Below are 19976 nucleotides of genomic sequence, written 5' to 3'. Positions count from 1 at the left end.
CATCATGACCGGCCTCCTTCTGTTGGCAGGCATGTCCGCACTTTGCGTGATCGACGAACAGCCGCACGATGAGCACCGTCAACGCTTGGCGGGTCTCCTCCGGCAACTCCGACCATTGCGGCGTCCCTGCCGTCTTCCCCCGCTGCGGGGCCGAGAACAGATCGAACTGGCATGTCATGGGCTGGCGAGGCATGAACATCTCTCCGACTCGTTTCGTGAGAGACCAATGCTGCGCCCATTACCGAAGATTGCGATGAGGCATCAGCGTCCTTCAGCAATCTTGCCAAAGAATGCAGGCTTGCGAGATCGACGTGCGGGACCGCCAGGCTGCGCCAACAACCACTCACTGATCGGTCGAACATCCACGACGGGACCTCAAGAAGTCGACCAGAAGAAGAACCAGAAAGGCTGCAGCGGAAAATATGCGTCCCTTTAGACACCGCCTCATGCACGTGAACAAGCCGTCCGGACCAGGGATGCCACGGATACAGAAGCTCGCGAACCTCGGTCCCGTGGGTGTTCTGTCGTCGTGTTGTACAATGAGGAAAGACCTCATGCCGCCGAACTTCCCGCGCAGTTTCTTGGCCGAAACGACGATACAGCCGCTCCCCCTAGCAGCGCCTGCACCGGCCGTCAGGCCGGTTAAGCGAAGCGGGTTACCTCGATGAAGCTTGTTTACGGAGGAAACATTTGATTGATGAAAGGATAAACGCGCGCGAGACCGGCTTCTTACTTTTGCTTTCCCACAATAAAACTCGCTAAAATTTCCTGGCTTTTCGATCGACTCTCTTTTGAGAGGAACCCACAGGTGCCCCAGAAGACGCTGGCGATTTATCAATAGATGAAGAACTTGCCGTTGCCATCCCTTCCTCAGGAAGCGTAGCTACTTGAGCGGCACTGTCAATCGCTCTACGGCAGTCATCAAGGAAGTCAGCTATATATTCATTGACATAGACAACCAACGGCTCCTTTGGAACAACAATCAGACGCCGTTTGTCCGTTTTATCCCGAGTGATGTCGATGAACCCACGCAAATGCGCTGCCTCGACATACTTTTGGCAAACAGTCTGGTTTTTGAAAGGCAGATAGCGACACGCCTGCATCTTCGTCATGGGTTTGTTATTGGCGTCCATATGATATACTTTAAGCATCAATCCAAGAATATTCCTCAGGAATAGTTTTTCTTCGGAATTTTCGCTAAAGAGATCTGACAAAAACGAGTCAATTTTCTCAAGCTTATGCTTTACGCCGACGTCGATCTGTTCTGGCGTATATATTTTTCTTCGTGTTGTCTTCGCCACGGCCACGCCTCTGCGCAATGGGTCGTTCTGTTTTCACCCAAAGCCTGTTACCGGATCCCATCGCGGCGACATTTATCATATGTATGTCTTCATAACTACGACGAATATAAGAATTTGCGGGCGGTCGTGAGACTAACCTTCATCGTGCACGAGCCCCCGCTCTTGTTTTCACATCCATTTAAAAAAACAGTTACACAAGTGTAACTACGAGTGCTATCAAAAATTCGGGAGCTTCGCTTCCGATGGAAGGTCGGTCTCTTGATTGGCCCCCGACCAGCTCGCCCGCCGCCCGAGCTGGCATGCAAGAGCCCGACCTTCCGTTTTGCACGTGGCTTTTCGAACCAGGGATCCGAAATGAATAAAGAGATTTGGAAAGATTACAGCCAACCTTTCGGGACGATTGGTCCATTGATGACAGTGGGCGAAATTCTGGAAAAGAATATTGATGCGGGATACAACGCCTATGATGAGTATGCAAACGCAGCTCTTCAGAAATTTGCTCGGTATGCCTCAGAATTCCTCTCCAATCCACATCCTCATTTAGGTCGGGACGGGAGCGTTTGCCCTTTCGTTCCCGAGGCTCTGACGAAGGGGCTTTTACGGGTTGCCGCGTCGCAAGCTGTTGCAGTTGACGAAATCGAAAACGATTTGGCGCGTATGCTCGCCGTCTTCAGCCAGATGAAACCCGTAAAGTCCTTCAACGATCGAACGGGCGACTGGATCTATAAGGCCATTATCATTGCCCTTCCTGGAATACAGGATGAAGGAGAGATCATCAGGATTGGTCAACTGCAAAAACGGCTGAAGCCCGACTTCATTCAGGAAGGTTTCATGATCGGTGAATTTTATCCAGGTTGCCCGGAGCCCGGTTTGCACAACAGGATGTTTCGACCGCTCGACACAACGGTTCCAGCCTTGGCTATTCGGCATATCACCAAATATGATGCTCCTTTCATGCTCGATAGCGATAAGTGCCTGGAGGCTTACTTCAGTATTTTTGGGAACGAGGGTCGCCGCCGCATTAGGCAGCTTTTGGAGCGAACCGCCTGAAACTTACTCGCAAGAGGGCTGTACTCGCAGTCGCTGAAACAGCTATCCTCGATCGTCCTACCAGGTGAACCGGAAGGAAACGACTATGTTGGACGTTCATCCGAACGTACTTGCTGAACTGCACCAGATCGGAGCGTCGACGGTACGATTGTGGCGCTATAGTGAGTTCGCCACCCCTATTACATCTCCTTCCGATTTAGCCTCTGCTATCGGCGTTCCCGTGGGGCGCGTTGCAAAGACGATGATTATTGCCGAGCAGAAAGCGAACGATGTGATGCGCCGGTCTCATCCTGCGCGCCACCTTTGTGCCGTTTTGCTGCCATCACCTTCAAAGATTGACATGAAAGCGGTTGCTGGCACGTATGGATGGAAACGAGCCGAGCTTGCTCAGAAAGAACAGGTACTCGATCTCTTCGGCTACCCGTCAGGAAGCGTATCACCATTCGGTCTCCAGAAGATCGCTGTACTGATCGACACCGCCCTTTTTTCTTATCCTACCGTAGTCACAGGTGCGGGCAAGGTTGGAGTCGAGCTTGAGATCGACACAAGCATGCTTTGGAAGATCGGGCAGCCGTTACAGACGCGTGGACGGGCCAGTCAAACCTAACGCCTCGTCACCTTTCATAGAGATGCCGTGAGGTAGGTTATTTCTTCGGGAAAGGAAATGCGGTTCCACGTAACGGCGCCTCGATTAGAGAATGAGGGTTCAATACGTATGTTGCGTAATCGGACTCATAGTGCGCACTATAACGAAAATCGTCACACCCGTCCCAACGTCTGCACGACATCTTCACCTCGATAGCTGTGAGGCGGATCAAGCGCGGGAACATAGCGTGAGAAGGTGGCGACCACCGTCAGGACCCGCAGTTTCTTTCCGGTTGCGAGCTGGTCGTGCACGAAGTCCATCGCCCACACGTCATTTGGTCCGACAGCCATTTGCCGATCCTCGCGAAGTTTCGCCTTAACACGGCGCTTCCGAGTCTTATTCCGCAGCTGCAGTCCCAAGTCCCTGTAAATGCGATAGGTTCGCTTGATGTTGGTGCCCCAACCCTCGCGTTCCAAAAGCACATGCACGCGACGATAGCCGTAGCGCACCCGCGCTTACAGGTCTAGACCGGCCTCGGCGCGGCGAGAGATGTAGTGATCGGTCGACCGATCGAAGTTCAACGCGCCACAGGCACGCCGGATCGAGATCGCCCAATCGCGGCACATGACACCACCTCCCGCTACCCCTCAGGCCTTAGGCGGTGTGGACTCTTGGGATTCCCAAGGCTGAGCAAATCAGATTCAAGACTGTCTTTTGGAGGCAGTCATGGGTGTTTTGGATCGTCTGATCCTTCGGGACGAGCAGTGGGAGCGGATATCGCACCACATCATTGGTGACGAGCGCACACGCGGTTCGTCCGGCCGCGACAACCGCATGTTTATGGAAGCGGTGCTTTGGATTGTGCGAACGGGCTCGCCCTGGCGCGATCTGCCAGAAGTGTTCGGCGAGTGGAACAGTGTCTTCCGTCGTTTCAGCCGCTGGAGCCGGAAGGGCATCTGGTGGCGCATATTCGAGGCGATGGCGGACGATCCAGACTTCGAGTACTTGATTGTTGATTCCACCATCATCCGCGCCCATCAGCACGCTGCCGGCGCAAAAAAGGGGCTGAAGATCAAGCCCTTGGCCGCTCCCGCGGCGGATTGAGCACCAAGATCCACATGGCCGTGCGGGGTCTCGGTTGCCCGGTCCGCTTCACATTGACCGCAGGCCAGAAGGGCGATGCGCCGCAAGCCGACGCCCTGATCGAGGGCCTACCCGCCGACATCATCATGGCCGATACCGCCTATGACAGCAATCACCTGCGCAATGCCATCGCCGATAAGGGCGCCGTGGCAGTGATCCCCAACAATCCTTCGCGTGCGCGAAAATACCCGCTCGACAAACATCTCTATGCTCAGCGACACCTGATCGAATGCTGCTTTTCTAAACTCAAGCAGTTCAGAAGGGTCGCGACGCGCTTCGAGAAAACCGCCGAAAACTACCTCGCCGTCGTCACTATCGCGGCGACAATGCTATGGATCAGATAACTGTCCACACGACCTAGAGCTTTCGGCGGATGGCGTCCTGCAGCATCTCACGGTCCAACGTCAGATCCGCGACGATCTTCTTCAATCGCGAATTCCCGTCCTCAAGCTGCTTGCGCCTCTTCATCTCTGGCGGCAACATGCCGGCGTACTTTTTCTTCCAGTTGAAGTAAGTCGTCTGACTGATCCCCGCCTTGCGACAAATCTCCGCGATCGAGACGCCCTCATCACCCTGCTTCAAAATGAACGCCTTCTGAGCGTCCGAAAACTGCGATGCCTTCATCGTGTTCCGTTCCTTTTCCCAGCCAGGAAAATGCACCGGAAAACTCTAACCAAAATTGGTCCAGTTTGAAGGGTTGAGAGCAATTTCCCTATCGTAAAACCTGTGATCCTATGAAGTTAAGATGGGGAATGTTAAGGACATACAACAGCGTGCACGAAAGACGCGGAAGCCAACTGCGTCACATCTATTTCTGGTATCGGCGCTGTTGCGCTGCGGCCAAAACCGCACTGGCTCCTGATCCTTCCACCTTCGGAAGGGGCCGTGATCTCGCCTGGGTCGACCGTATGCTAGTTCGATCAGCAACCCTTTGACGGTGAAGATTCCTGGTTATTCACCTGGTGGATCAATGCCATACAAACAATCAATTTTACGAAGCCATGGGATGTTATTAAACACCTCGATTATGAATTGGGGACCCCATGATGTTGCTCCACCGAGAGCAGCCGAGGGCAAGGTCACAGACCTGGCCGGTAAATGGAGACGAACATGGCCAACGTGGAACTGCAGAAGGCGCTCTCGTCTGCCAATCAAGCGCCGAGACATAGCTCTGGGTCCTTTCTTCGCCTACTGCAGGAGCCTCGTCGCATTAAACCGAATACCAGCTTTAACACATTTGGGTCGCCACAAAAGCTGAACAACCACTATCCGATCTTGCCAATCCTTGGCTTCTCAAAAGTGAACGGAGCTGTGGGTATGCGAGATGGGGTGTTACCCACCGCGAAGTCATACATGAATACGAATGATTCAATGTCATTTCAACGTGAGCATTATGATTAGCTCATCGGCGTCAGCATCGTTTTTTAGAACCAGCAGCTTTTCGATGATTCCTGGCGAAAGACATCGGGGCCACCCTCCGGTCTTGGTCACCGAAAATTCGCCGCCAAACTTGGAGACATTTAAATGACAAACTCTCTTCCCGCAAAGCTGATGGTTGGTATCTTCGACCATTTGGACGAAGACGGAAGGGAGATTGGGCGCCAGTATGAAGATCGGATGAAGTTGGCAGAGGTCTGCGATCGCCTTGGCTTTTATGGATATCACGTCGCAGAGCACCACTGTACTCCCCACGGCAGAGGACCTTCGCCGAATCTATTTCTAGCAAGCGTAGCTCAGCGCACGCAGCATCTTCGTCTCGGTCCTTTGGTTATGCTGTTGAACCTTTATCATCCGTTACGTGCGTTTGAAGAAATTTGCATGCTGGATCATCTGAGCGGTGGCAGGCTCGAGTTGGGCATGGGGCGCGGCTCCTTACCAATCGAATGGAGCTTTTTCGGTATTGATGAGGAGGTGGCGACATCGCGCTATCTCGAAGCCAGCGAGATCGTCATCCAAGCGATGAAGGAAGGAGCTCAGGCTCTTTCCTACAAAGGCGACCACTTTGAACTAGACAAAGTCCCGTTGATGTTGCGGCCACACCAACGTCCTCAGCCTCCGAGATGGATTACAACCAGTCGTCCTGAGGTTGCGCGCTGGGCGGCTGAGAACGATACAAATCTTGCCTGCGGGGGCCCTGCTTCTGCTGTTCGCCAGATCACTGATGCCTACCGAGCACACGAGAGACGTACCGCCGGGGGCAGGAAACGGGCGCCGTTCCTTGGGTTGGTCCGAATGGTGGTGGCCGGCAGCACGACGAAGCATGCCATTTCGCTCGCGGCCCCGGCTTATCAACGGTGGCTTCGGAGCTTTAGGTTTCTGTACGAGATTAACGGGATACAGACTCCTCAGAACCTCCCGCCGGATTTTGATGCAGCAGTAGACTGTCAGTTGTGCGTAGTTGGTACTGCTGCTTCAGTTAGGCAAGATCTTCTCGATCATGTCGAGGAAGCAGGTGCTAATTATCTTCTTTGCCAGCTGGCGTTTGGTGATTTGCCATTGGAGGCTTCCTATTACACTGCAACGAGCGTTCACTCTGGAGTTATGGCTTAATCTGGACTGGCCTCAGGTTGCTTTCCGATCACAGAGATTAAGTCTCTGTGGCCGCGCCCTCAAATCGATTGAGGAGCGTCAAGGCGAATTCAGCCATCGCCGTAGGAACAGCCATTGTGGAATGGGCTGCACTATTGGATAGTTAAAAGATATGCGATTTAAGGGCCTCGATCTAAATCTCCTTGTCGCGCTCGATGCACTAATGATTGAGCGCAACCTTACTGCGGCGGCACGTAGCATTAATCTGAGCCAGCCCGCAATGAGTGCAGCTGTCCGCCGGCTCCGCTCCTATTTCCGCGATGAACTATTTACGATGCGTGGTCGTGAGTTCGTTCCAACTCCGCGTGCGGAAGACCTCGCGCCTGCGATTCGTGAGGCTTTACAGCATATTCGGCTCAATATCATACCCTGGGATAAATTTACTCCTGATCAATCAGATCGTCATTTCCGAGTAAGCTTATGCGATTTCGTTACAGTTGTTCTTTTTCAGAAGATACTGGAGCGTCTTGCGCGGGAAGCACCCGGCATTAGTTTTGACTTGCTGCCTCTTACTGACAATCCAGACGAGCTTTTGCGACGCGGCGACGTAGACTTCCTTATTAGCCCACCGCTATTCATGTCGAGCGCGCACCCTAAGATAGATCTATTTCAGGAACGACTGACTTGCGTCGGCTGCAGTAATAACAAACAACTTGAGGAAGCCCTTACTGCCGAGGAGTATTCTTCAATGGGGCACGCGGTAGTTAGGTTCGGTCGGACGCAGCAGCCTACCATAGAAGATTGCTTCTTGCAGGAGCATGGCCTCAAGAGGCGGGTCGAAGTCGTTGTTTCAAGCTTTAGCATGATCCCCGCCGCCCTAATGGGCACCGATCGCATCGCAACCGTTCCGTTACGACTAGTTGGGCTTTTTGAGGACACGATACCATTGCGGATGACTGCGCCCCCGATAGCGCTGCCGACATTCACCGAGGCAGTCCAATGGCCGGTACTTCACGACAAAGATCCGGCAAATATCTGGATGCGAGATATAATGGTTCAGGAGGCAGCGCGATTGCCGTGACCATCCTGAAACCTAGGAAGCTGGGCTGCATTGGGAGCGACGACCCGCGACGCGGCCGATTAGCTGAAGACGGCACCACCTGTGAGTGACCCGCAGGCCATTTTATCGTAAGCGATGTGCCGCTCACACCTCGACAAAGAAGCAGTTTTTTGATGGCTTGGAGCGGGGTCGCAACAGCCATGTCATTGTCTTCCAACATTTGCGGTGTTACTCAACCTCGAGTGTTACTTCGGAAGTGGTTATTGGATGAAGGACGAGGTCAACGAAGATATTTTCGATCACGTAGCCAAGAAGATTAAGGCAGATCAAAATATTGCAAGCCGACAGTTAGGCATCATTTGCGCCACCATCGCAGCCTATGGTGCCGTGATATTCTTTGCGTTTCTCATTTTTCGAGCCCACCCGTCAATATCCTGCGAGTTTGTCAATAACCAGGTTATGCTGCGGTTTTGGCCCCCAAATACCGCGATACTATCTGCTTTAAAAACAAGTCGTTATTCGCAGTCTGATCAATGCCTGTTGATCGCAATGCGATCCCTTGCCAGCGTGGTCATGCTTCCTGCCGTCGTCGTGTTTCTTGTAAAGCAACTGTTTGCATCCGACAGCTACCACGTCCAGGGAATGATGACAGCGTTCATCATTATATTAGCTGCCAGCTTGGCGTCGGCGTATATCGGTCCAACTGAGCATTATTCGCGTTATCGAATGAGCTTCGAGTCGCCGATAGAGGTGAACATCTGGAAGAGTATGATCCACATCTTTGGATTTTACCTAGCCGCATTCGTACTTGCATTTAGGCTTCCCGCTTACATCAGATCAACCCGTAGATAGCGTTAATCGTAGCCGACGGAACGATAAGGTTCCTATGTCTCTTCGCGTCTGATTGCTGCAGTCATTTTGCGATTGACCATACTAAACCGGATGATTCCACGGCAGGAGTTCATCGATCCGGTTTTGCTTATGGCCGTTTACGATAGCGGTGAGCGTGCTGGTGAGGTAGGCTTGTGGATCAACGGCATTGAGCTTGCACGTCTCGATGAGCGAGGCGATGGTTGCCCAATTCCGTGCTCCCATGTCGTGCCCGGCGAAGAGAGCGTTCTTCCGATTGAGCGCTATCGGCCGGATAGTTCTCTCGATACTATTGTTGTCGATCTCGATCCGACCGTCGGTCAAGAAGACGCAGAGGCCATCCCAATATTTGGCGATGTAGGCGAGCGCCTCGCCAAGCGACGACTTGCCAGCGACGCGGGCACGATGCTGCGTGAGCCAAGTTCGCATGTCCGCAATCAATGGCGCTGATCGTTCCTGTCGCCCGGCGAGGCGAGCTTCTGCGGGAAGCCCGCGTAGCTCGGACTCGACCCGATAGAGTTCACCAATCCGCTCCACGCCTTCCTCGGCAATCGGCGCTGTGCCGGTACGAGTGATCTCGACCAGCTTGCGCCGTGCATGTGCCCAACAATAGGCAAGCCGGATGTCCGGGCCGACACGGTCCGGTGCGATCAGCCGATTATATCCGGCGTAGCCGTCCACTTGGAGAACGCCCGTGAACCCCCGCAATATCCGTTCGGCATGTTGGCCGCCACGACCGGGAGCGTAGGTGAAAGCCACTCCGGGTGGAGCCCCGCCGCTCCATGGTCGGTCGTCGCGGGCCAGCGCCCAGAAGTATCCGGTCTTGGTTTTGCGAGAGCCTGGATCGAGGACCGGCGCACGGGTTTCGTCCATGAACAGTTTTGTCGAGCGCTTTAGATCGGCGATCAAAGCGTCGAAGACCGGGCGCAACTCGAATGCCGCCCGACCAACCCAATCGGCCAGAGTGGAACGGTCGAGATCGATGCCTTGGCGGCTCATAATCTGGGCCTGTCGATAAAGCGGCAGATGGTCGGCGTATTTGGACACCAGCACATGCGCGATGGTTGCCTCTGTCGGCAATCCGGCTTGGATCAGTCGTGCGGGCGCTGGAGCCTGGGCAACGCCATCAGTACAGGCACGGCAGGCATATTTGGGTCGGCGAGTGACGATGACGCGGAACTGCGCCGGGATAACATCCAGCCGCTCAGACACGTCCTCTCCGATGCGATGCAGGCAACCGCCGCAAGCGCAGATCAGGCTTTCCGGTTCAATTATCTCTTCGATACGAGGAAGATGGGCGAGAAGAGAGCCGCGATTGACGGCGCGGGATTTGGATCGCTGCTTGCCCGAGGATGTATCGGCCTCGTCTTCGGCATGGATGGCAGCGATGGTCGTTTCCAGGTCTTCCAGCGCGAGATCGAACTGCTCAGGATCAGCCTTCTCGGATTTGCGACCGAAGGCAGCCTGCTTGAATGCGGCGACAAGCTTCTCCAGTCGCTCGATCCGCTCATCCTTACGAACTTCACGCGCTTGCGCCGCGATCAGCATCGTCTTCAGGGCATCGATATCGTCAGGGAAATCGGCGGTGTCCAACATGGTGGAAGCCTATCAAAACCAGCGGCGCTTCGCCGTCGGAATTTGCCGACCGAGTCATCGTGCCGCATCTATTCGATGGCGTCCGGTGCTCTCGCTTCTACCGCACGGACCCGACGCCAGTCGAGCCCTGCAAACAGCGCCTCGAACTGAGCATGGCCCAGTGTCATCAGGCCATCCTTGATGCCCGGCCAAGTGAACGTGTGTTCCTCCAGCCGCTTGTATGCCATCACCAGACCGCTGCCGTCCCAGTAGATCAGCTTTAACCGATCTGCTTTGCGCGACCGGAATACGAAGACAGTTCCAGTGAATGGGTCTTTGTGTAGCTCGTTCTTGACCAGTGCCGCCAAGCCATCATGGCCTTTGCGAAAGTCGACTGGCTTGGTCGCCACCATGATCCGCACGCGGTTGGATGGAAAGATCATGCGGGAGCCGCACAGGCACGCGCGACAGCGGCGATCCGAGCGGCAGACGCACCTTCTTCCAGACGAATGGTGACGGAACCGACGATGATCTCGGCGCGACTGGCTTTCTTGATCGGCGGCTCCGAAACGGGCGGATCAACGATTACCGCTGCAAACTCCATCGGGTCTTCGGGTGCGGGCAGAAGCAACTTACCCTGCCGCGCCATCGTTCTCCAAGTGGAGAGGTGGTTCGGCTTCAACCCATGCCGCTCTGCGACCTCACTTACCATCGCGCCGGGCCGAAGGCTCTCCGAAACGATCTGCGCCTTCACGTCATCCGGCCAATGCCGGTGAACCTCACGTCCAGACTTCCTGGTTGTGAGAACCTCCAATGTAGTCTCCATGGAGAAACTCCCGTTGCTCGTCCATGGAAAGGCGATCACAGATCATGGCAGGAAAGACAACGTGGGAGCGGAGCACCGGTTACATTTTATCGACGAAGCTGAGCGCTACGCCCGTCGCCGATCGGCCGCCCTTCGGACGATTGCGCGACGTGCTGTCTAGCACCTTCGGCGGCAAATCGAAGGGTGCTGGGGGACCACAATTGCTCCGCACCGCAACCCGCCGCTACCGCCGCAAATACAGCAACCTAAAACCGTCGGAGCGAACTCAAAACTGGATAAAACTTGGGGGCAAGGTCAGCGGCCTTCCCCGGATGGATACCTTTGAAAAGCCTCTTTGGTGGCTGTTGAACTTATTCGGGCTCGGGCGGATCTTACTCAAGCAGGAACCTTGGTCAGGAACCGGATTGTTGTAGCAACCCATGTATTTTAGGTGCGTTGGAGGACATCATACGGGAAGCTTCCTCAACCAATATCTCCCTGAACCAGATGCTCCCTGGATCGGCATTATGGAGCGCTGGCCATTGAACAGCTTCTGTGAAGACGGGGAGCGGTAACGGAAGGTTGATGATCCGCAAAGGGAAAGTACTTTCGTAATGCTCGACTAAGCGAAGCGGTAGGTTAGCTATGCGGTTCGTGCCACGCAGGACTGGTGGTATTAAGCTAAACCCTTGCACGACGACCTCCACCCGCCTCTGAATACCATTCTCGAGCAAGAACCAGCCCTCGACCGATGGCTTCAAAAAGCGCCCAAACGCGGCAGCGACGTGTCCCGTGGAGACATATTGCTCGATCGTCAGCGCTGAAGGTAGGTCCACATTTGTCGAACAGGCTACACATACAAACTTCTCTGTGAACAGTTTTGCGCTCGGGTGTGCTCCCGAGAGAAAAAATTCAGGCACGATGAGGAAGTCGACGTCACCGCGGCTAAGCATCTCGTACGGATCACTATCCAAAGGCAGCAACTCAAAGCTGACTGCGGGCGCTTCTCGAGCAACTCGCTCAATGATTTTATTGAAGTATATCAGCATCATGAAATCGGACAGAACTATTCTAAAGCATCTGTCAGACTTCGACGGGTTAAACGGCTCCCAAGAGATGATTGAGCATTGTACCTGCAAGAGAGTTTCACGCACTGCCGAGGCAAGTCCTTCGGCACGGGGCGTCAGCCGAAGTTCTCGACCATTCATTGTAAACAATTCGTCGCGGAAATAGTCCCGAAGCCTACCAATGGCGGCACTCATTGCTGGTTGACTTAGATTGATACTACGTGCGGCAGCCGTTAGGTTGCGCTCGGTCGTGAGCGCATCCAATGCAACGAGCAGGTTTAGATCAAGGCCCTTGAAACGCATCTTTAGTCACATCCAAACAACGGATATTTTATATCCAAACAATCGATTTTTCCAGTACAGAACCTTCCAGCATAGATCCAATGAAGGTTCGTCAAAAAGGCTTAGGTTAGTTTGGTGATCAATTAAGTAGGCCGCATAGTTACGATAGACGTTATAGTTGCAGGTAATCCACTTTAAATATCGAATGGCACCTTAGCAATAGGCGATGTGGAGCGGCGTCACCGAGCGACATGAAATGCTAGTGAACGGATGGGCGGAAGTAGGTTCATCATATCGCGATACCGGAGAGGCTTTGCCGTACGCTGGCTATCGACTGGCGGGCTCCTTCTGTTTGGAAGCATGTTCAAGATATTGGTGGCGTGCCAGTAATTTGTGATGAAAAGATCAACGCGCCTGAAGGCGCTTGAGGAAGAGAACGCCACACTGAAGAGACTGCTCGCCGAGCAGATCCTGGATACGGCCCCACTTCCCGAGCTCCTTAAAAAATAGAAAGGCCCGCCGCCAAGCGCGACGCCGTCGCACGCCAGAAAGCCGTCGTGGGCCTTTCGGAACGAAGTAGGTCGCCCGACTGCCGCCTTGCGTTCTCCGCTATCGAGATGCCGTCATCCGGTCGGCGTCCGCGTTACTCGCCTCGGGATCGTCAAAGCGGTTGCCGTCATTAAAAGCTAAGAATTCGGCCGGACTTGCCTCAATCGTCTTTCATAAGCCTCTATGAAGGCTTCCGGAATCGGGTCGCTAAACAATGGGAAATCAACCGGTTTGCGTAAGCCGGTGCTTGGCCGGATAGTGCCGCCATCGAGCCCCGGCCGCCATCCGGCTCCGAAAAAGAAAGCACCATACCGCGCCGCAAGCATCGGGGTCACAGGATTAAGAAGGCTTAGAAATACGGAAACTTCCGCTGCGCTGACTGAGGTATCTGCCCTTGAAAAAGACGCAACGTCGAAAAAGGCGTCTATGGCGTCCATGGCATCCCAGACGCGCAAGTCCTGCACCGCTTCGGAATATCGTTTAACATTGTGGTTCTGCTCGACTGTCAGCTTGTCGGCCGTCAGCGTCTCGTTACATCCGGCGTACTTGCGCAAAGCCGTTTCGAAAGCACGAATTCTAGCCGCGGTCTGAAGCAGCCCCTCGATCAGAAAATCGTTGTCGTTTGCGCCAAATGGCTTGGCGATGCTAGCCAAATAGTAGCGCAGCACGTTCGTGTCGATATCTGCTGCCACCTCGTCAGCCCACACAGCGTGGTCACGGCTAGTAGAAAATTTCGCGCCTTCGAGCTTATAAAAGTCCTGAATTGCATGGTTGTATGGAATCGCATAACCGCGCGAGAACAAACTAGCAGTAACGCCGATCGTGTAATAAAACCGGTTATCCTGACCCATGAAGAATACGAGTCTCGTGCTCGCGTTGCGCATAGTGTCATCGAGATCTGCGCCATTTTGCTTGCAGAGGCGTTCGATTCCTGTCTCATAGCACCACAATCCTTCAAACCAAGTCATTAAAGTTTGGCCTGCCACCTCCACCGGGGAGTTCAAAGTCACACCACGGTCGAAATGCCGCGACATCGGCAATGCCATCAGTTTTGACCGTAGCCAGTCAAGTTCTTTGCGCTTTATGGATTCCGGCCATCCGCTCGCCTCAATGGCGTGATCGAGCCCCGGAGCAAATTTTTCAAGCTCAAAATGAACCTGTCGAATCGGGCGCAAGATAAGGCTCTGGCCGCATGTCGTGTGAATCGGGTTGCGTAGTAGATTGTGTTGCAGCGCCGAGCCGCAATCTTCGCAAAGGTTACTATCTGTTGGCGCGTTACAAGCTGGACACTCTCCGACCGCGAGTGAGTCTGCGGCGAACTCTTCGCACGTCCCGCAATACAGTTGCTCTCCGTCGCGCAGCTCAACGTAGCCGGACGCTCTTAGTTGGTCGTAGATCGCCAAGCTGCGGTCTTTGTGGTCTTCGCTTGAAGTCCTTACAAATACGTCCGGTTCAATATCAACTGACCGCAGACACTGCAGAATTTCTTCAATGTGCATGTGTGCGACGTCATCAACCGGCCTGCCAAGCTTTCGGGCTTTCACCAGCGTGTAAGTGCCATGTTCGTCCGCACCTGTCACGTGATAGGCCGCGTTGCCTACCATGCGGTGGTAGCGTACGAACACGTCGGCGAGAAGGTACACGCCACCTATATGCCCAAGATGCAGCTTGCCGTTCGGGCACGGCGGCGCCGAGCAGGCAAAAAAAGTATGTTGGTTTGCTCTCAATTCAATCCCACCATATCGAAAGGAACTTTAAGCTGGTTTGAGGGCTGCTATTTTTGATCGCGTGTTTTTGGTGCGGCGCTATATAGACCATCGTGTCCCCACTGACTGCGGAGGTTTCTCCATCGGATTGAAACACGCCGCTGCCCGAGTGACCTGCCACGGTACTTTCACCCAGCAGCGACTAGAGCCCCGGCGGTTTTGAGTACGCCAAGTGGCGCGGTGTGAGCAACCGGCGGAAACGCGAAGCTTTCATCTTGCGCAGCGTTGGAGCCGGTTGCGGCGATGGTCCCGGCAAAGTCTGCCGGGGTTTTGTATCCAAGCGATGAGTGCGGCCGGAAATGGTTGTAATCGTCCGCCCATTCAGCAATGGCGCTGCGGGCATGATCGAGGCCGAAGAACAGGCTTTCATTGAGTAACTCGTCGCGCATCCGACCGTTGAAACTCTCGACATAGCCGTTCTGCATCGGCTTTCCCGGCGCGATGTAGTGCCACTCGACCTTGTGATCCTTCGACCAGGCAAGGATGGCATTCGACGTTAGTTCGGTGCCGTTGTCGGAGACAATCATTCCTGGCTTGCCGCGTCGTTCGATCAGCGTCGTCAGTTCTCGGGCGACACGTCGACCGGAGATGGATGTGTCCGGGATCGCCGCCAGGCATTCGCGCGTTACGTCATCGACGATGTTGAGCACGCGAAACCTCCTTCCGCAAGCGAACTGGTCGTGCACGAAGTCTAGCGACCAGCGGGCATTGGCCTTCGCCTCGACCAGAAATCGGAGCACGCGTGCGGACAGCACGGCGTCTGGCTTTCCGCTTGCGAACGGAAAGACCTTCCTCGCGATAGAGCCGGTAGATGCGATTGACGCCGGACGGCTCTCCGTCCCGCCGAAGCAGGACGAACAGTCGCCGGTAGCCGAAACGCCGTCGCTCATTGGCGAGGTCGCGCAGCTTCGCTCGCAATTCTACCTCCGGCGGTCGGCAGGACCGATATCGCACCATCTTCCGATCCGCAGATATAATCTGGCAGGCCCGCCGTTCCGAAAGACCCATGACGGTCTTCAGATGCGCGACGGCGTCGCGTTTGGCGGCAGGCCCTACCATTTTTTTGCAAGAAGCTCGCGAAGTGCGGCTGCATCCAGCATCTGTTCGGCCAGCAGCTTCTTCAGTCTCGCGTTCTCGTCTTCAAGCGCCTTCAGCCGCTTCGCCTCGGAGACTTCCATGCCGCCGTATTTGGCTTTCCAATTATAAAATGTTGCTTCTGAAATTCCGTGCTTGCGGCAGAGGTCGGCCACCTTCGCGCCAGCCTCCTGCTCCTTCAGCACCGCAATAATCTGCTCTTCCGTAAATCTCTGCTTCTTCATTCATCCGTCCTTTAATGGGCCGGACTCTAATCCATTCTGGAGGAAATTCGCAGTGGCAGGTCATTTGGTCTCGATGTTGCACAAGGAGCCAATTCCAGCGGCCACGAAGTACTTGGTATGCACCCGTGGGAACAACATGGGCGCTTCAATTGAACGGAAACTCAAATTTATGGCTGGCTCTGACAAATTACGGACGATCAGCGATAGTTCGGGTCTCCAGCGGGATTGCAGCATGAGGCCGGCAGTCAATACCAAAGGACATTACTGCGACTTCGCCGAATGCCGGTAATAGACATCCGCCAGAATGTGGTGGTCATGGCGGTAGACTTCGGCCATGATATTATAGAGGCTTGGATCGTGAGCCTCGAAATCTTCTGATGTGGCAATGGTGAGATTGCCTCGGCTGTAAGCCAAGTTCGTATTGAACCAAAATCGCGTGCCCTCGGCCCAATACTCATCGACGTTGTTCTCCATATAGGAACACGCCCAGAGGCCTTTCTCGTAGGCGTGCGAATAGGCACGTTCAACTCGTGCAACGAGATCAGGATCTACCGTGCGCAGCGCGTTGAAAATATTATGTGAGAATTCGTGAACAAGAATGTTCCCGCCGTAATACCGCGTGCCCGGCACGCCCATCAAATTCTCCACAGCTCCCGTCGTGTAGAGCCCGCCCATGCCGCGCGCCCTTTGTGCCCAGTAGTCTCGGGCAGTCATCTTGCCGATCGTGTTGGCGTAATCCCGCCGCTCGTCAGGGGTGAGACGTGGATCATCGGGAAGAGGCTTCTTCCAATCCCGCTGCTCGGGAATATCAGTCGTCGTCTCGTCAATTGCCATGACGCCCACCCGCGCTCCAGCCTGGATTAAAGCATCGCGGACATCACGGCGTTCTGACAACATGTAGAGGACAATGTCACGTGAGATCAATAGTGCCGTGTCTGGAACCTTGTTTGACGAAATAATAGGTATGCCCGCTGCGTCAGCATATTTGGCATAAAAGGGATCCAGATTGAGTGATGTCGGTGGGCTGCGAACTATGAAAGTCTCGAAACTCGATACATCAGCCGCGGACAAAGGCGAGTCAGATAAGACATTCTCAGCGCCGCCGAGTCTGCCTGCGGATGCAGCAAGAAGGTACCCACCGCACAACACCATCCCCATCGAGCATACATCCATCATCGTGACCTCTCGTTAACGGCTGTCTTTCGTGAGACGACGCAACAACCGTGCCAGTCACTAAGTATTTCCTCGGGGGCTCATCGGCGCCGCCGGCTCTGTACCAGACCATGTGCGTGACGATCGGCATCCGGTGACCAGGGTATGACGATCACCTCATACCGTTATCTAGGAGAAAATTGCGATCTCGCGGCCGCCTCGCCAGTCCTGGGAGGCGTTTGCTGTGTCCGGGGTCCTAAAAGCTTGCACCGGAAACGCACTGATCTGCGAATCCATTCCTGTACCCATCATCTTCTCCCGAGGTCGGGATCGCCAGGCAAGTATGTCCTCTGGCAATCTTCGCCGATACCCAGCGTGCCGGTCCATGGGCTGCGATAGCCAAAGCGAACCAGGGCGTTTTGCGAGGGGAACCCCTTTCAGATTCAACAGGAGAATGCTGCTGCCTATCGCCGCGTCCCATTTTGTGTGGAATCAGACTGTCGCAAACCGAACATTCCGAAAAAACCCCTCCGCCAGGTCGGGTCGTTCGACGACTTTCGACGCCGGGATAGACCAGCCCGGTTCCGCCGATGGTTCTAATGTGATCTCGACAATTTGCCTGATTATCGCCGAAAACGTCTTTGGCTTGCTTCTGCCTGAGTAGCGAGCCTCTCAGTCATGGTCAACTTTTCAGTTCAATGTCCTGGATGCCTGATCAAGATGATCCAGCATGATGGACAAGGCGGCATGTTCACGAAGAAGTTGGAGCCCGGCCGCTTCATCTGGCGTCGGCAGCCGATGGCAGGCCGATTGATTGGAACGCATCCATTGGACGGATGAGTTCCATCCAAACAAATGATTTCACCAGCTTATACCAGTGCCATTAGAAGCGCCCCAACGAGTGCGTATCAAGTAGTTGCTCTGTCGACGCCTGGACAGAGTATTAAGTGGAGGTTTAGGTATGAGCCCTCAGGTGCGGTGGAAAGTGTGCTGGGAAAACGAGTTGGAGCTCTCTGACCACACGGAGCTCGCAGATTTCTTTCGGAAGACCTATGGGCCAACTGGAGCTTACAACGCCCTTCCATTCGAAGGTGCTCGTAGTTGGTCAGGAGCTAGGCCCGAGCTTCGCGTAATAGGCTATGATGCGCACGGTGTGGCCGCTCACATGGGGTTGTTGCGTCGTTTCGTTCGGGTTGGCGAGGTCGATCTACTCGTATGCGAGCTTGGATTGTGGGGCGTGCGTCCAGATCTTGAGGGGTACGGCATTAATTCGATGCGCATTGTTTACCCAGTGCTGCAGCAACTTGGCGTTCGGTTTGCGTTCGGCGGTGTTCGGCAGGCGTTGCGCAACCTTGTTCTCAGGCTCTGCCGAAATGGTCTTGCGACGGTTTTGGAAGGGGTACGCGTGCGATCCACCCTTGCCGATGTTTATCTCAACCTCCCGCCGACGCGCTGTGAAAACGTAATTTTGGTAGTATTCCCAATAGGATGCTCAATGAGTGATTGGCCATCGGGGACCTTGATCGAGCGGAATGGCCCTGAGCTATGAAAGAGCATGGTCCCATAGCTGAAGTTATCCGAAGAGACGGTGGCGGCCCAGTGATCGGTGCGTCTATTTAACCCTCGATGACGGACCGACCCACACGATGACACATCCCGCACCTTTCGATCTGCGAACGCTTAGACGTCAAGCGTGAGATATTCGAGACAAGCAGGACCATCAGGAACATATGCCCCGAAGCCTCGGTACCGCAATCCGGGCACCTGGTGGAAGTATGAACATCATCGGCTAATGCCGTATTTTTGCGCGCTCGCGGGTTCACGATCCGCGCTCCTCGTTCGACCCGCTAACTGACGCCACTGCCGCAGAGCACGGCATCGGAGCCTGCGCACAAGCGCACTGCCGACCATACTGCGATGGCCGACAACCCAGATCTTCTTGTTGGACAAGTCGTACACTCAGAGCTCTTCCCGGCTGTTCAGGGCCTTCCAGTGCTTGACATCCTCGCGCACCATCTCGGCGACGAGCTCCTGAACCGGGGCCTTGTGTTGCCAGCCCAGCTTCTGGCGGGCCTTGGTCGGATCACCGGCAGAAGATCAACTTCCGTCGGGCGGAGGTATCGAGGATCGACTTCAACAAGGCAGGCACCGGACGCGGAGTCGTAGCCAGTCGACGCCGGACGCCTTCCATTCCAAAGTAATGTTCACGTCGGCAAAAGCCCGCTCGAGAAATTGGCCGACACTCGTCGTCTCGCCGGTCGCCAAGACGTGGCCATCCGGTTTGTCCTGCTGCAGCATGCGCGACATGCCCTCGACATACTCACGTGCGTGGCCCCAGTCGTAGCTCCTGGCGCTGTTTTTGGCCAGCTGTCGGGCGCGGCGGGCCTGCGCGATCGAAGTTGGCTTGTTCAGCCACAAGGCGAAGCTCTATCACCTGGGCGCTCGCAGCGTCTCCCGTGCGATACGCCATTTCTCTCTTGGCTACAGGGATGTGCGATTGTCTCCTGTTTTCAAAGCTCTTTGTCCTGCTGATGGTCGCGGTCGCGCTGGCGCGCGGTCGACCTAGACATGTCCTGCGATTGATGAATCGATTGTGAGGTGACGAGAGCGACCGAAGCTGATTCAACATCCACAGCGGAGAAGTGGATGATGGGACAGGCCCTGAGCGATGATCTCCTAATACGGGTTTTGAAAGCGTCTGCGGCGGGCATGTCGGCTCGACAGGCTGCGGCTCGTTTCGGAGTTGGGATTTCGACGGCGATCCGCTGGATTGAAGAGCGAAAGAGGGTGAGTTAACTGCTCTGCCACAGAGCTGGAGACGACCTTCGGCAGTGGATGCACACGAGGAATTCGTTGTCGCGTTGATCAACGAGCGTAGGGATGTGACGCTCGATGAGATGGTTGAGCGCTTGTCCGTCGAGC

Annotated in this window: 16 protein-coding genes and 6 pseudogenes; 10 read left to right on the top strand and 12 right to left on the bottom strand. The window is 54.8% G+C overall.

Translation table 11 applies throughout. From position 1 onward, the window contains the following. Both MOV76_RS31225 and MOV76_RS31220 read right to left on the bottom strand, forming a co-directional pair. On the bottom strand, positions 1 to 193 hold a 193-nt coding region (locus MOV76_RS31225), incomplete at its 3' end, for a hypothetical protein (protein ID WP_247265961.1). Positions 194 to 758: 565 nt separating this feature from the next. Continuing rightward, positions 759 to 1301, bottom strand: a complete 543-nt coding sequence (locus MOV76_RS31220; protein ID WP_011053486.1) for a hypothetical protein — start codon at positions 1299 to 1301, stop codon at positions 759 to 761. Between the two features lie 354 nt (positions 1302 to 1655). Between MOV76_RS31220 and MOV76_RS31215 the strand changes: the two genes are divergently transcribed. Further along, complete coding sequence (locus MOV76_RS31215; RefSeq protein WP_004677746.1) at positions 1656 to 2351, top strand: DUF6875 domain-containing protein; 696 nt, start codon at positions 1656 to 1658, stop codon at positions 2349 to 2351. An 85-nt stretch (positions 2352 to 2436) separates the two neighbouring features. Next, positions 2437 to 2958, top strand: a complete 522-nt coding sequence (locus tag MOV76_RS31210; protein WP_004677747.1) for an aminoacyl-tRNA deacylase — start codon at positions 2437 to 2439, stop codon at positions 2956 to 2958. Positions 2959 to 3113: 155 nt separating this feature from the next. Here the strand turns inward: MOV76_RS31210 and MOV76_RS31205 are convergent. Next, a pseudogene (locus MOV76_RS31205) lies at positions 3114 to 3563 on the bottom strand (IS3 family transposase); the annotation flags it as partial. A 100-nt stretch (positions 3564 to 3663) separates the two neighbouring features. Here MOV76_RS31205 and MOV76_RS31200 point away from each other — a divergent pair. Then, positions 3664 to 4424 (top strand): IS5-like element ISRel13 family transposase gene (locus tag MOV76_RS31200; RefSeq protein ID WP_092755085.1). Its coding sequence is split into 2 segments (ribosomal slippage): positions 3664 to 3991 and positions 3991 to 4424, totalling 762 coding nucleotides; the frame shifts between segments, so codons are not numbered across the junction. 19 nt (positions 4425 to 4443) lie between these two features. Here the strand turns inward: MOV76_RS31200 and MOV76_RS31195 are convergent. Then, positions 4444 to 4704 (bottom strand): annotated as a pseudogene (locus MOV76_RS31195) (transposase); the annotation flags it as partial. 900 nt (positions 4705 to 5604) lie between these two features. On the opposite strand from MOV76_RS31195, the gene MOV76_RS31190 reads away from it, so the two are divergent. The 3 genes from MOV76_RS31190 to MOV76_RS31180 all read left to right on the top strand — a co-directional run bounded on the left by MOV76_RS31190 (position 5605) and on the right by MOV76_RS31180 (position 8521). Then, entirely contained in the window at positions 5605 to 6630 is a 1026-nt protein-coding gene (locus tag MOV76_RS31190) for an LLM class flavin-dependent oxidoreductase (RefSeq protein WP_011053483.1), read from the top strand. 151 nt (positions 6631 to 6781) lie between these two features. Continuing rightward, the gene (gene nodD3, locus MOV76_RS31185) at positions 6782 to 7690 is read left to right on the top strand and encodes a transcriptional regulator NodD3 (RefSeq protein ID WP_004677763.1); all 909 of its coding nucleotides are present in this window, start codon (positions 6782 to 6784) and stop codon (positions 7688 to 7690) included. 246 nt (positions 7691 to 7936) lie between these two features. After that, positions 7937 to 8521: a hypothetical protein gene (locus MOV76_RS31180; RefSeq protein ID WP_042120096.1), complete on the top strand. Its 585-nt coding sequence runs from the start codon at positions 7937 to 7939 to the stop codon at positions 8519 to 8521. Positions 8522 to 8602: 81 nt separating this feature from the next. Here the strand turns inward: MOV76_RS31180 and MOV76_RS31175 are convergent, their stop codons facing one another. From MOV76_RS31175 to tnpA, 3 genes are all read right to left on the bottom strand, one after another. Next, on the bottom strand, positions 8603 to 10135 hold the full coding sequence (locus tag MOV76_RS31175) for an IS66-like element ISRel8 family transposase (RefSeq protein WP_011053360.1): 1533 nt from the start codon (positions 10133 to 10135) through the stop codon (positions 8603 to 8605). Positions 10136 to 10203: 68 nt separating this feature from the next. After that, entirely contained in the window at positions 10204 to 10557 is a 354-nt protein-coding gene (tnpB, locus tag MOV76_RS31170; protein WP_011053359.1) for an IS66 family insertion sequence element accessory protein TnpB, read from the bottom strand. Next, the gene (gene tnpA / locus MOV76_RS31165; protein WP_011053358.1) at positions 10554 to 10940 is read right to left on the bottom strand and encodes an IS66-like element accessory protein TnpA; all 387 of its coding nucleotides are present in this window, start codon (positions 10938 to 10940) and stop codon (positions 10554 to 10556) included. Before tnpA ends, tnpB begins: the two co-directional genes overlap by 4 nt. A 44-nt stretch (positions 10941 to 10984) precedes the next feature. Here tnpA and MOV76_RS31160 point away from each other — a divergent pair, with 44 nt between their 5' ends. Beyond that, positions 10985 to 11353, top strand: coding sequence for a hypothetical protein (locus MOV76_RS31160; RefSeq protein ID WP_092755094.1), 369 nt, complete (start codon positions 10985 to 10987; stop codon positions 11351 to 11353). Here the strand turns inward: MOV76_RS31160 and nodD2 are convergent. Continuing rightward, complete coding sequence (nodD2, locus tag MOV76_RS31155; RefSeq protein WP_004677768.1) at positions 11333 to 12289, bottom strand: transcriptional regulator NodD2; 957 nt, start codon at positions 12287 to 12289, stop codon at positions 11333 to 11335. The two genes, MOV76_RS31160 and nodD2, sit on opposite strands and share 21 nt — an antisense overlap. A gap of 387 nt (positions 12290 to 12676) precedes the next feature. Here nodD2 and MOV76_RS31150 point away from each other — a divergent pair. Continuing rightward, a pseudogene (locus tag MOV76_RS31150) lies at positions 12677 to 12843 on the top strand (IS3 family transposase); the annotation flags it as partial. A gap of 111 nt (positions 12844 to 12954) precedes the next feature. Here MOV76_RS31150 and MOV76_RS31145 read toward each other — a convergent pair. The 3 genes and pseudogenes from MOV76_RS31145 to MOV76_RS31135 all read right to left on the bottom strand — a co-directional run bounded on the left by MOV76_RS31145 (position 12955) and on the right by MOV76_RS31135 (position 17078). Beyond that, positions 12955 to 14544: a class I tRNA ligase family protein gene (locus MOV76_RS31145; protein WP_092755088.1), complete on the bottom strand. Its 1590-nt coding sequence runs from the start codon at positions 14542 to 14544 to the stop codon at positions 12955 to 12957. Between the two features lie 167 nt (positions 14545 to 14711). Further along, positions 14712 to 15902: pseudogene (locus tag MOV76_RS31140) on the bottom strand (IS3 family transposase). Between the two features lie 261 nt (positions 15903 to 16163). Further along, complete coding sequence (locus MOV76_RS31135) at positions 16164 to 17078, bottom strand: hypothetical protein (protein WP_010034735.1); 915 nt, start codon at positions 17076 to 17078, stop codon at positions 16164 to 16166. Between the two features lie 937 nt (positions 17079 to 18015). On the opposite strand from MOV76_RS31135, the gene nodA reads away from it, so the two are divergent. Beyond that, a complete protein-coding gene (gene nodA, locus MOV76_RS31125) occupies positions 18016 to 18603 on the top strand; it encodes a nodulation N-acyltransferase NodA (protein ID WP_004679687.1) in 588 nt (195 codons plus the stop codon). A gap of 410 nt (positions 18604 to 19013) precedes the next feature. Here the strand turns inward: nodA and MOV76_RS31120 are convergent. Continuing rightward, positions 19014 to 19472 (bottom strand): annotated as a pseudogene (locus MOV76_RS31120) (GDP-mannose 4,6-dehydratase). 231 nt (positions 19473 to 19703) lie between these two features. On the opposite strand from MOV76_RS31120, the pseudogene MOV76_RS31115 reads away from it, so the two are divergent. Further along, a pseudogene (locus MOV76_RS31115) lies at positions 19704 to 19976 on the top strand (helix-turn-helix domain-containing protein); the annotation flags it as partial.

Origin of the sequence: Rhizobium sp. PRIMUS64 (genome assembly GCF_023006465.1) — a bacterium.
GTDB classification, from domain to species: domain Bacteria; phylum Pseudomonadota; class Alphaproteobacteria; order Rhizobiales; family Rhizobiaceae; genus Rhizobium; species Rhizobium leguminosarum.
This window is presented reverse-complemented; position numbering and strand designations above follow the sequence as displayed.